We start from the raw sequence: 11,934 nt of genomic DNA on the forward strand, positions 1-11,934 counted from the left end.
ATCAGAAGGCATAACTGGCCTTGAGGCTGCCACTGACCCCATGGCTGTCCCCGCCACCCATGGCTGCCACTTCGGCACCGACACTCAGCGCCCCGAGGTTGGCCATCAGGTTCACGCCACCCATGAACTGGTCACGATTATCAAAGGCCGCCTGCTGCTCGATATCCAGCCCCAGCAGATGGCCTTCGCTGTCGACCTCATGATCGCCCAGCACATGCTCGTAACCCACCTCGACACCTGGCACCAGCTGCCAGTTGCCCATGGCGACCGGCGCGAAGGAGGCCTTGAGGTTGGCCACAGCAGCGCGACGGGTTTCTTTCAGGTCATCAACCTGCAGGGCCAACTCGCTGCCTTTCTCGGTGAAGCCATTTACGTCAACGCGGCTGACCCGCAGCCCGAGGCTCGGCTCCAGCACCATGGCGCCGGTGGGAAAGCGGTAGCCCAGCGCCAGGCTGCTGCCGGCCAGGGTGCCGTGGCTGTCGCCCTTGGCCGTACCCAGGCCGCCGCCGAGTTCGCGCTTGCTCGAATAGTCGAGCAAGCCGGCGCTGGCATCGGCGTTGATGAACAGACCTTGCTCCAGGCCATTCGGCGCGAAGCGCGCCCCCAGGCTGAGGAAGGTCAGGTCGGTGTCCGCCTCGCCACCGGCGCCGCCTACATTGCCATTGCTGTAGCCGAACCCTGCATGGGCGCTGAGCTGCTCGGAGAAGCGCTGAGTCATGCCGACCATCAGGCCCTGGCTGTGCTCGTTGCTGCTGGCGGCGTGGGAAGAACCATCGGTACCCAGGTAGCCGGCCAGGGCGGTGCTCCACAGGCGCGACTGGCCGACCTTGAGGTCGCTGCCATCGGCAAAGGGCGCGGCCGCACGGTCGATCATCGCCCCCTGGCGCAGCAGGAAGCTGGCGGCGTCGGCATGCACCTGGCCACCCACGGTCGACTCGACGCCACCCAGCGTGCCGGCGTCGATGGCCGACTGCAGGTAGTAGTTGTAGGCGGTGTAGCTGCCCGAGAGCGAGGTGTCCTGCAGTTGGCGTAGCAACTGCGCCCCCGCCGCGTCGTTGCCCAGCAGGCCGGCTTCGCCGGGCAGCGTGCCGTAGCGCACCATCTTGCCGCGCAGCACGTAGATGGTTTCCTGCGACAGCCCAGGCCCTGTTTCAGGTAATTGTCCATGGTCCCGTATTCGGCGGTGAGCTCATCCAGGCCAGCCTGCAGATAGCTGGCTTCGACCCCGAGCAGCGGCGCGTAGATCGCGGCCATGCTCGCTGGCATGGCGGCCAGCGTCGCGGCCACACGGGCGGCGGTATAGTCGTTGGTGGCCAGGTAGTTGCTCATGATAGTGGCGTCGTCGACCCCGGCGATGCTCAGCAGCACGGCGGCGGTCCAGCCGGTGCGGTCCTTGCCGGCGGTGCAGTGGAACAGCGCGGCACCGTCGGCGCTGGCCAGTTCGTTGAACAGTACGCTGAACTGCCCACGCATGCCGGCATCGCTGACGAAGGCGCGGTTGGTGTCCTGCATCATCGCCCGCGCCTGGGCGGCGCTGCTGAACGACATGCTGGTGATGTTCGAACCCGACGTGGTGCTGCCGATGATGTCGATGTTGGTGTAGCTGGCGCCGGCTGGCAGGGTGTCGGGGGTGCTGGCGATTTCGCTGGGGGTGCGCAGGTCGTAGACATCGCTGATGCCCAGGCTGTTGAGGATGGCGAGGTCGGCCGCCGTCGGCGTCAGGGCGTTGGAGCGGTAGAACACCCCGCCACGCATCACCCCATCGTGGCTGGTGGTGTAGGCGCTGGTGGTGCCGGCGATGTCGCGGAAGTTATCCATGCCGGCCAGGCGCGGGGCGTCGAGCGCGTCGGCGGCATGGGCGGTGGAAATGGCCAGGGCCAGCAGGGACACGGAGCAGAATAGACGTTGCAACACGGAAGTAGCCTCGATCAGGTGCGTTGGGCTGGCTACTGTCCGTGGGCAAGATGAAACTGGATGTTACAAGTTTCCGCGCAACGCAAATGGCTGCGCGTTCTGTCTGCTGCGTGCGTTTTTCGTCTCTGTGGGCCGGTCAGAGGTGATCGGCATCCACAACTGCCTTGGCGAATGCCTGCGGGGCCTCTTGTGGCAGGTTGTGGCCAACACCGCCAGTGATCAGTCGGTACTCGTACTTGCCAGTGAAACGCTGTGCGTAGGCCTCGGCTGGCGGGTGCGGCGCGCCATTGGCGTCACCTTCGAGGGTGATGGTTGGCACACCGATGCTGGGCAGCTTGGCCAGCCTGGCTTCCAGTGGGTCGTACTGGGTTTCGCCCTGGGCCAGGCCCAGGCGCCAGCGGTAGTTGTGCACGGTGATGGCGACCTGGTCCGGGTTGTCCAGCGCCTTGGCGCTGCGCTCGAAGGTGGCGTTGTCGAAGCCCCACTTGGGTGATGCGGTCTGCCAGATCAGTTTGGCGAAATCATGGCGGTTCTTCTCGTAGCCGGCCTGGCCGCGCTCTGTAGCGAAGTAGTACTGGTACCACCACTGCAGCTCCGCGCTCGGCGGCAACGGCGCCTTGGCAGCTTCCTGGCTGCTGATCAGATAACCGCTGACCGAGACCAGTGCCTTGACCCGCTCGGGCCACAGCGCCGCCACGATATCGGCAGTGCGCGCGCCCCAGTCGAAGCCGGCCAGCACCGTGTGCTTGACCTGCAGTGCATCCATGAAGGCGATCACGTCGCTGGCCAACGCCGAGGGTTGGCCGTTGCGTGGCGTGTCAGGCGAGAGGAAGCGCGTTTCGCCGTAGCCGCGCAAGTAAGGCACCAGTACCCGATAGCCCTTGGCGGCGAGGGCTGGGGCGACGTCCTGGAAGCTGTGGATGTCGTAGGGCCAGCCGTGCAGCAGGATCACCACCGGCCCGTCGGCCGGGCCTTGCTCAACGTAGGCGACGTCGAGGACGCCAGCCTTTATGTGTTTCAGCGGGCCGAAAGTGTCGCTTGCCTCGACGGCAGGTTGCGCTTGCACCGCCTGCGTGGTGGCGGCTGCCGATACGGCCAGTGGCAGCAGGGCGCAGGCAAACAGGATGGAACGGCTGAAACGACGGGGGGCGGTCGATGCGACGGGTATGTGGCGAGCTTGCATTGGGGCGTCTCCTTGGCTTGGCCATCGGCGCTGCGGGATGCAAGTCATTCAAGACGATCGCTGTATCGAGGATGTGTCGATTGCAGCTGCGGTGAGCGTTCTTGTGTATCCGGTCTCAGTTTGTACACATTGAGATACAGGCGCATAGGTCGGCGCTGTCCAGAATCTGTGCGTAATCGAGTGCCAGGTTGCTCAACGACATTGCATGCACATCCTCGGCAAGCCAGAGCCGACCTTGCAGGTCATGCTGGTCGAAGGTGAAGCAGGCGTCTGCCGCTACTACCACGGTGAAACCGAGATTGCCTGCCGAGCGCGCCGTGGATTCCACCGAATTGTTGGTGATCACACCCGCGATCACCAGCTCGCTGATACCGCGATTGTGCAGCCAGCGCTCCAGCCCCGAGTTGGCGAAGGCATCCGGCACATGCTTGTCGAACACGGTTTCGCTGGCCAGCGGCGTGAAGGCCGGCTGGAATTCGCAGCCCGCCTGGCCTGGCCAGAACACCGAAGTGGGCGAGCGGGATACGTGCCGTACGTGCACGACCGGTCGCCCGCCCAGGCGCCATGCCGCCAGCAGTTCGCCCATGCGCAATTCGGCCTCGGGATTGTTGCGCCGGCCCAGGCGAGGGTGGTGGATGCCGACTTGCAGGTCGATCAGCAGCAGGGCAGCGTTGGCGGCGAGCGCGGTCATGGAGGGGTCCTTGTCTGGGAGCGTTGTAAGCTAGCACAGGTGCCAGGTTTTGCTCCGGGCCGCATCATCTGATCCGCTTTTTTTCTTCGAACCTGAATCTGTAACCGTATCAGCCTGATGCCGACAATGCTCTTCATCCCTGCTATCACACTGAAGAGGTTCCGATGGGCAAGCTCGCGCTGTTTCTGGGTGGCTTTCTGCTGTTGACCATTCTGATTGGCCTGTTGGGCACCATTCCGCCAAGCTGATTCTCCCCACGCCCTCCGGCCCGTCTACCTCGCGAGATGGGCCAGATTGCTGCCAGATCCTGGCAGTCTCCCTCGGCCGTACCGCTGGACCAGTGGTAGGTGCAAGTCGTTCTCAAGTGTAAAAGCCTCGTGTAGTCTCCCGCTGCGTCATAATGGGTCGTATATAGCGCACCCAGTCTTTTGCCTTGGGAGTCAGTACATAGATGGAATGCAAGAAGGGCACTTCAGCCATGCTGGAGTGGCGTAGCCGTTTTCTCAGCGAAGGCATCCTCGAAGAGGATCAATACGATCAGGCGCTGCGCTGTGCCGAGTCCCTGGAACAGTCCGGGGAGATCAGCGCGCAGGAGTGGATCGAGCTGGTCAAGGCGGCGAATATCGCGCTGCTGAGCGTGCGATAAGTCCTTCATTGCTCGGGGAAATCTGTCCACAAAAAACGTGGGTAGGTCTGTGGATAAGATTCTGTAAGCCAGGCAAATTGCGGGTTCTGTTAAATTGAGCAGAATTTGAACAGCCTTCAGCCGGCCCTTTCAGAGGCGGCTTCACCCGCCTGGCGCAAGGCCAGCAGCAACTCGCGCACCCGGGCGGGCAGCTCGCCGGAGGGGTACACCGCGTGCATCTGCGGGTCCTGGCCAGTGCTTGAGGTCAGCCGGTAATCCGCGCACACCCTCACAAGGCGTCCCGCCTTCACCTGTGCTTCTGCCACCCAATCGGCTAGGCGTGCGATACCGGCACCGGCGAGGGTGCTGTGATAAACCGCATCGCCAGAACCCAGGCGCAAGCGTGGGTGCGGGCGTAGGCTGGTGATCTGGCCGTCGCAGCAGAAGTGCCAGGCCTTGAGGATGCGCGGGGCGGTATGCAAGATGAGGGCGTGCTTGTCCAACTGCTCGGGCCGCTCGGGCATGCCGGCGCGGGCGACATAGGCCGGGCTGGCATACAAGTGTCGGTGGTAGCGCCACAGCGGGTAACCAATCAGTTCGCTCGACTGCGCAAAGGCGCCACGGACCACGAAATCGAACTTGCCGTGCAATGGGTCGAGGGCTGCGTCGCTGTATTGCACGTCGAGGGTTACTTGCGGGTGGCGCTGGCCGAAGTTGGCCAGCACACCCGGTAAAACATGCTCGCCGAGCAGTTGCGGCGCAGCAAAGCGCACCCAGCCTTGCGCGCTGCCGGTAAGCGCGGCCAGTTCATCGACCGCGTCGCGTTGCACATCCAGCAAGCGTTCGGCGTGAGGCAGCAGGCGCTCACCGGCTTCGGTGAGGGACACAGCGTTGGCGTTACGGTTGAGTAGCTTGCAGCCGCTGTTGTCTTCCAGGGTTTGCACCGCCCGTGTCACCGCGCTGGGCGAGCGACCCAGCGCGCGTGCGGCGGCGACGAAGCTGCGCTTGTGCGCAACACTGACGAACGCCTGGATTTCGCGCAGCATGTCCAATGCCATGGAAGGCTCCTTGTTGCAGTTTTCGCAATATGGCATTTCAACACAAGCGCGCCGCTTTGATTAGCCTTGCAGTCCGTTTTCACTGCCTGGAACCGCGCCATGATGGATATCGCCGTACTCTCCGTGTTTGCTTTTGCTGCTGGCCTGATCGATGCCGCTGTCGGCGGAGGCGGCCTGATTCAGATCCCGGCGCTGTTCAACGTGTTGCCCACTGCGCAGCCGGCAGCGTTGCTGGGCAGCAACAAGCTGGCTTCAGTGTGCGGCACGGCCTTTGCCGCTCGCTCGTTCATTCGCAAGGTGACCCTGGACTGGGGCTTGATCGTGCCGGCGGCGCTCAGCGCCTTTGTCATGTCGTTCGCCGGGGCAGCCACGGTTTCGCTGGTGCCGCCCAGCGTGATGCGCCCGGCGGTGCTGGTGCTGATCGTGCTGATGGCGATCTACACCTTCTGCAAGAAGGACTTCGGCACCTTGCACAAGCCGGCGAAGATCGGCCGTCGGGAGCAGTGCCTGGCGGTGCTGATCGGGGGGGCGATCGGCTTCTATGACGGCTTGTTCGGCCCAGGCACCGGCAGCTTCCTGATCTTCCTGTTCATCCGCTTCTTCGCCCTCGACTTCCTGCATGCCTCGGCGTCGGCGAAGGTGGTCAACATCGCCACCAACCTGGCAGCCCTGGTGTTCTTCGTGCCGTCGGGCAATGTGCTTTACGCCATTGCCCTGCCGATGGCCGCGTGCAATATCCTCGGCGCACTGACCGGGACCTGGCTGGCGGTGCGCAAGGGCGCAGGCTTCGTGCGCGGGCTGTTCCTGATCTTGCTGTGCGTGCTGATCGCCAAGCTGTCCTGGGACCTGCTGACCTGATTCAGATCACCTGGCGCTGTGCCTCGGCCTGTTCGACGCGGTTGCGGCCATGGGCCTTGGCCCGGTACAGCGCCTGATCGGCGCGTGCCAGCAGTTCGTCCAGGCTGGGCGCGGTTTCGTCCGCGGCGCAGCCGGCCAGGCCAATGCTGACCGTGATCTGCAGGCGCGCATCGCCCTGGGCCGTATGCAGGTCCTGCACAGCGCGGCGAAGGCGTTCGGCGGTGAACTTGGCCTGCTCCGGCGGCAAGCCCGGGAGCACCACCACGAACTCTTCGCCGCCCAGGCGAGCCAGCAGTTCTTCGTCATGCAACTGGTCCTGCAGGGTGCGGGCGAACTGGCGCAGGACCTGGTCGCCCACTGCATGGCCATGGTGGTCGTTGATCGATTTGAAGTGATCGATGTCGAGCATCATCAAGGTCAGCGGCAGTGCATGCTGCTGGCGGCTGTCAAGCAGGGCATTGGCTTGGCGGGTAAAGGCACTGCGGCTGAGCAGGCCGGTGAGGTGGTCGATGGTGGCCTGGCGTGCCAGGCGCGCCAGCAGGCTGCGATTGGCCTGGCTGACACAGGCGACCACCAGCGGGCCGAGGACCAGCATGGCGATACCCAGGCGTGCCGACATCAGTGTGGTGACCCCGGGTTCGCTCTGCGGCACGCTGAAATGCATGAGGTTCTGCGCCACTGCGACGATCAGCGTGCTGCCGGCGATGAGTGCCAGCAACGACACCAGGAAGGGTGAGTACGTCCAGGCACACCACAACAGCGCGGCAATCGGAAAGGCGATGGCGCCTGGCCCACCAAAGGCAATGCTGAAGGCTATTGAGGCCAGCAGCACCAGCAAGGGCGCCAGGCGGATTGCCTGGGCGCCGCTGCGCATCAGTACGCGCGCCGAAGGGGCGGTGAGCAGCACCGGCAACACCAGCACGCTGGTCGAGAACTGTTCGCTGAACCAGGCCTGCCAGGTGGCCTGCAGCGACTTTTCGAACCACGGTGCGGCCATTACGCAGGCCATGCTGGCCGCCACCACGGCACCCGCCGCGCAGGCACCGAACACACTGAGCACGCCATACGGCGTGCGCATGCGCCGGTGCGGGCGGGGCAGGCGCGACAGCAGCCACCACACCGTCACCACCACGCCGAGGTTGCACAGGTTGAACCACAGGGCTGGCGCCCAGGCACTGCCACAGGCCAAGTCGGCCGCGACCATCGCCAGCCACACCAGGATAAAGCCCACGAGACTGGCCTGGCGCGGGTAGCGCAAGAGCACGCCGGCCAGCACCGCGTTGACTGGCCAGAACAGTGATAACGATTCGATCGGTCGGGCCAGGATCCCGCCGAGGGTCAGGGCAAAGGTCAGCCCGAACAGGGCGATAAAGGGCAACAGGCGCGATTGTGCTGGAAAAACCATAGGCTCGACCGACAAGCGGGAACGAAATCCAGGACAACGGCAATAAGCACCTGGGGCGTTGACGTGTCAGTGTGTTGGCACCGGGTGCTTGATGTCAATCTGCCGTAATCGTGCAAGTTGATGTCAAATAGCCTCCATTCCTTGCCAGATTGCCTAAAGGCCGAAGAACCAGGGCACCATCAGCACGGTCACCAGCATCACCAGCACGGTAAAGGGCACGCCGATTTTGACGAAGTCGCCAAAGCGGTACTGACCTGGGCCGAGCACCAGGGTGTTGACGGGTGAAGACACTGGCGTCATGAACGCCGCCGATGCCGCCAGGGCCACGGTCATGGCGAACGGGTAGGGCGACATCCCCAGTTGCGTTGCTGTGCTGATCGCCACCGGTGCCATCAGCACCGCGGTGGCGGTGTTGGAAATGAACAGGCCGATGACGGCCGTTACCGTGAACAGGCAGGCCAGCATGGCCAGAGGCCCGGCGCCGCCCAGCAGGCTGACCAGGCCGCCCACCGCCAGGTCGATGCCGCCGGTTTTCTGCAGCGCCTGGGCGAACGGCAGCATGCCGACGATCAGCACCAGGCTCTGCCAGTGAATGGCCCGGTAGGCGCTGTTCATGTCGATGCAGCGCCCGGCGCCCATCAGCAGGCAGCCGATCAGCGCGGCGATGACATTGGGTACCGCACCGCTGACCATCAACCCGACCATCACCACCAGGCTGACCAGCGCGTGCGGTGCACGGGTGCGGGCGGGCGCGACCTGATCGATTTCGGCCGGCAGGCTCAAGACCAGGAAGTCCTTTGGCTGGCTCTGCAGCTGGCGCACGGCCTTCCATGGGCCGACCACCAGCAGGGTATCTGCGAGGCGCAGTTTTTCTTCCACCAGTTGCTCTTCGATGGCCGCCTGTTCGCGGCGCAGACCGACCACGTTGAGGTCGTAGCGGCTGCGGAAGGCCAGCTCCAGAATGCTCTTGCCGATCAGCTGCGAGCCTGGCGGCAGTGACACTTCCGCCATGCCCAGGTCCTGGGACTGGTCGATGAAGTAGGCCGCCTTGAAGTGCAGCGGTTCCAGTTGCATGGTCTGGCACAGGTTACGCAGGTCGTCACGATTGGCGAACAGGTCGAGCAGCAGCACATCGCCCTCGTGCAGGACGGTGCCCGAGTCGGCGGCGATCACCCGGGTGGTGAACTTGTGCTGGCGTTCGATGCCGATCACGTTGGCGCCGTGCTTTGTACGCAGCTCCAGTTCACCCAGGGTATGGCCGATCAGTGGCGACTGCGGGCGGATGCGCAGGCGCCGTTCGCGGCCGCTGAGCTTGTAGTCGAGCACCAGGTCGAGCAGCGTGCGCCGGCTCTCGACGCGACCGTCCTTGCGCACTTCGCCATTGAGCCAGTGGCGCGTCAGCAGCATGTAACCGATGCCCAGCACCAGCACCACCAGGCCGAACGGGGTGAAACTGAAGAAGCTGAAGCCGGGCTCGCCATGGCGTACCAGCTCGCTGTGCACCACCACGTTGGGAGGGGTGGCCACCAGGCTGAGCATGCCACTGATCAGGCCGGCGAAGCTCAGCGGCATCATCAGCCGGCTGGGTGACAGCTTCAGGCGTGCGGCAATGCTCAGCACCACCGGGATGAAGATCGCCACCACACCGGTCGAGCTCATCACCGAGCCCAGCCCGGCCACCGACACCATCAGCAAGACCAGCAGGCGGGCCTCGCTGTTACCGGCCCGTTCGCTCATCCACTCACCGATGCGGTAGGCGATGCCGGTGCGTACCAGCCCTTCGCCGATCACGAACAGGGCGGCGATCAGCACCACGTTGGGGTCGCTGAAACCGGCCAGGGCCTGTTCCACGGTGAGGATTCCCGACAGCGGCAGGGCAAGGATCACCAACAGGGCGACCACGTCCATGCGTGGGCGGTTGATGACGAAGAGCATGACGACGACAGCCAGCAGGCCGAGGACCCAGAGCAGTTCCTGGTTCATGGGGCGGGGGTGTTCCTTCACTCAAGGGGGCACGAAAGACAGTAGCAGTCAGTGTGGCAGCTTGCGGTGAAGGTGGTGTTGATGTGCTGCAAGGTTTGCAGCCTTGGCACAAATGAAAAGGGCCGCAAGATGCGGCCCTTTTCATTGTCATCACTTAGTGACGGCGGTGATGGTGCTTCTTGCTGCCACCGTTGTCGCCCAGGTGGTTGCCCAGGGCACCACCGGCTGCGCCGCCCAGGCCGGCACCGATGGTGGAGCCATTCTTGCCGCCTACCGCGCCGCCCAGCAGCGAGCCGCCGGCCGAACCCAGGCCACCGCCGATGGCGGCTTCGGTACGGTTGCCTTTCTTCGCCGCTACCGCACTACCGGCTGCACCGCCGACACCGGCGCCGATAGCTGCGCCAGTGCGGCCGCCCATTTGCTGGCCGACAACGTTGCCCAGGACACCACCCAGGCCACCGCCAATGGCGGCAGTACCGTCACCGGCGAAAGCGCCCTGGCACAGCAGCAGGCCAAGAGCGAGGGAAGGTAGAGTCAGACGCATGATTGGAACCTCGAAGGAATCATCAGGTTAAGGCGCCGCACGGTTGGGCGGCGGGTCAGGGTAGGGGAGACGCTTCAGCGGTCGTATCGGTCACCGCGCCATTGGCGGTCGTCGTCGTCGCGATCGTGTCGGTGGTGGTGCCGGTGGCCGCGGTCGTCATCGCGCCAGCCGCCGTCATCACGGTAGTGGTCGTGATAGCATCCCGACAACAGCAGGAAGGCGGCGATCAGCGAAAAGCTTGCAAAGCGGGTCATCTCGATATAGGTCCTTGATCCGCATAGGTTTACGGGACACTTACTGAGACTGGGATCGATCCATTTGGTTTCCATGCCCTGCAAAATTTTGCCGTGAGGGCGATGAATGGCGTACTTGGGCCAATTCATTGGCAGTGCTAGAGTCGCTTTCTTTTTTGCCCCGAGGATGGAACATGCGAGCAATTCTGCCGATGGCTGCGGCGCTGGTGTTGGTCGGTTGCGCAAGCGCGACCATGGATACGGCGCGGGGCGGCAAGCCGACGGCCCAGCTTGATTCACGCAAGGCGCCGGAGCTGGTGGCCCAGTGCATCCAGTTCAGCTGGCAGAAAGAGGATGTGTTCGGCGACGACGCCAGTGGCTACCTGGAGCCACGCAAGCAGGGCGGGTTGACTGTTTATACCCGCGAGGCGGAGTCGTTCGTGGATGTGTATCCACAGGCGGGCGGGACGCGAGTGGATTACTACGCGCAGAAGAATGACGGCATGGCCCTGCAGCGCCGGGCGGCGGCGGCCACCTGTTTGTAAGGCTTGAGTCTTCTGGTGGGGCAGATACCGAGCGCCGCGCGGGCGGCGCTCGGTATCCGCGTCAACACAACACCCAAGCCCTGCGCTCAGCGCCACCCCGCCCCGATGATCAGGACAAGAAACCACCATCGACATTCAGCGCGGTGCCAGTGGTGTAGCTGGACGCATCGCTGGCCAGGTACAGCACGGCGCCGGCCATTTCCTTGGGGTCGGCCACGCGCTTGAGCGGGATCTGCTGCAGCGCGGCATTGAGGATGGCGTCATTCTTTACCAGGGCCGAGGCAAACTTGGTGTCGGTCAGGCCTGGCAGCAGGGCGTTGCAGCGAATGCCGAACTGCGCGCATTCCTTGGCGAACACCTTGGTCATGTTGATCACTGCAGCTTTGGTCACCGAATAGATGCCTTGGAACAGGCCCGGAGAAACACCGTTGATCGAGGCCACGTTGATGATGCTGCCGCCACCGTTCTCGCGCATCAGCTTGCCGGCCTCCACCGACATGAAGAAGTAGCCGCGGATATTCACATCGACGGTCTTCTGGAAGGCATTCGGGTCGGTGTCGAGCACGTTGCAGAACTGTGGGTTGGTGGCCGCGTTGTTGACCAGGATATCCAGGCGCCCGAACTGTTCACGGATGCCGGCGAACACCTGCTGGATCTGCTCCAGTTCGCCAATATGGCAGGCGACCGGCGTGGCCTTGCCGCCCGCGGCGATGATGGCGTCGGCCACCTTCTGGCAGCCCTCCAGCTTGCGGCTGGAGACGATCACGTGGGCGCCCTGCTGGGCCAGCAGATGGGCAATGGCTTCGCCGATGCCACGGCTGGCGCCGGAGACGAAAGCGATCTTGCCGTCGAGGTCGAACAGTTGGGTCTTGGGCATGCTGTTTTCCTTGTTGTC

General features: G+C 64.1%; 11 protein-coding genes and 1 pseudogene. 3 read left to right on the forward strand and 9 right to left on the reverse strand.

Going from position 1 to position 11,934, the window contains the following annotated elements:
• Position 1: 1 nt before the first annotated feature.
• The 3 genes and pseudogenes from BGP85_RS08365 to BGP85_RS08375 form a co-directional block, all read right to left on the reverse strand.
• Positions 2-1,914, reverse strand: a pseudogene (locus BGP85_RS08365) (tyrosine-protein phosphatase).
• A gap of 136 nt (positions 1,915-2,050) precedes the next feature.
• Positions 2,051-3,097 (reverse strand): alpha/beta fold hydrolase, encoded by a 1,047-nt coding sequence (locus tag BGP85_RS08370; RefSeq protein ID WP_103446738.1) that lies wholly within the window; start codon positions 3,095-3,097, stop codon positions 2,051-2,053.
• Positions 3,098-3,212: 115 nt separating this feature from the next.
• Positions 3,213-3,788, reverse strand: coding sequence for a cysteine hydrolase family protein (locus tag BGP85_RS08375; protein ID WP_103446739.1), 576 nt, complete (start codon positions 3,786-3,788; stop codon positions 3,213-3,215).
• Positions 3,789-4,239: 451 nt separating this feature from the next.
• Here BGP85_RS08375 and BGP85_RS08385 point away from each other — a divergent pair, with 451 nt between their 5' ends.
• Positions 4,240-4,434 carry a hypothetical protein gene (locus BGP85_RS08385; protein WP_103446740.1) on the forward strand — a complete coding sequence of 65 codons (195 nt, stop codon included), beginning with the start codon at positions 4,240-4,242 and terminating at the stop codon, positions 4,432-4,434.
• Between the two features lie 116 nt (positions 4,435-4,550).
• On the opposite strand, the gene BGP85_RS08390 is transcribed toward BGP85_RS08385, so the two are convergent.
• Positions 4,551-5,471, reverse strand: a complete 921-nt coding sequence (locus BGP85_RS08390; protein WP_103446741.1) for a LysR family transcriptional regulator — start codon at positions 5,469-5,471, stop codon at positions 4,551-4,553.
• A 99-nt stretch (positions 5,472-5,570) separates the two neighbouring features.
• Between BGP85_RS08390 and BGP85_RS08395 the strand changes: the two genes are divergently transcribed.
• Positions 5,571-6,329 carry a sulfite exporter TauE/SafE family protein gene (locus tag BGP85_RS08395; RefSeq protein WP_103446742.1) on the forward strand — a complete coding sequence of 253 codons (759 nt, stop codon included), beginning with the start codon at positions 5,571-5,573 and terminating at the stop codon, positions 6,327-6,329.
• 1 nt (position 6,330) lies between these two features.
• On the opposite strand, the gene BGP85_RS08400 is transcribed toward BGP85_RS08395, so the two are convergent.
• From BGP85_RS08400 to BGP85_RS08415, 4 genes are all read right to left on the reverse strand, one after another.
• A complete protein-coding gene (locus BGP85_RS08400; protein ID WP_103446743.1) occupies positions 6,331-7,749 on the reverse strand; it encodes a GGDEF domain-containing protein in 1,419 nt (472 codons plus the stop codon).
• A 138-nt stretch (positions 7,750-7,887) separates the two neighbouring features.
• A complete protein-coding gene (locus BGP85_RS08405) occupies positions 7,888-9,717 on the reverse strand; it encodes an SLC13 family permease (protein WP_103446744.1) in 1,830 nt (609 codons plus the stop codon).
• A 154-nt stretch (positions 9,718-9,871) separates the two neighbouring features.
• Positions 9,872-10,261: a glycine zipper domain-containing protein gene (locus tag BGP85_RS08410; RefSeq protein ID WP_103446745.1), complete on the reverse strand. Its 390-nt coding sequence runs from the start codon at positions 10,259-10,261 to the stop codon at positions 9,872-9,874.
• Positions 10,262-10,335: 74 nt separating this feature from the next.
• Positions 10,336-10,515, reverse strand: a complete 180-nt coding sequence (locus BGP85_RS08415; protein ID WP_103446746.1) for a hypothetical protein — start codon at positions 10,513-10,515, stop codon at positions 10,336-10,338.
• Between the two features lie 173 nt (positions 10,516-10,688).
• Here BGP85_RS08415 and BGP85_RS08420 point away from each other — a divergent pair, with 173 nt between their 5' ends.
• Positions 10,689-11,039, forward strand: a complete 351-nt coding sequence (locus BGP85_RS08420) for a hypothetical protein (protein ID WP_103446747.1) — start codon at positions 10,689-10,691, stop codon at positions 11,037-11,039.
• Between the two features lie 109 nt (positions 11,040-11,148).
• Here BGP85_RS08420 and BGP85_RS08425 read toward each other — a convergent pair whose 3' ends face one another.
• Positions 11,149-11,916, reverse strand: coding sequence for an SDR family oxidoreductase (locus BGP85_RS08425; protein ID WP_103446748.1), 768 nt, complete (start codon positions 11,914-11,916; stop codon positions 11,149-11,151).
• Positions 11,917-11,934: the final 18 nt, after the last annotated feature.

The sequence above is a fragment of the Pseudomonas putida genome (genome assembly GCF_002906855.1).
GTDB lineage: Bacteria > Pseudomonadota > Gammaproteobacteria > Pseudomonadales > Pseudomonadaceae > Aquipseudomonas > Aquipseudomonas putida_N.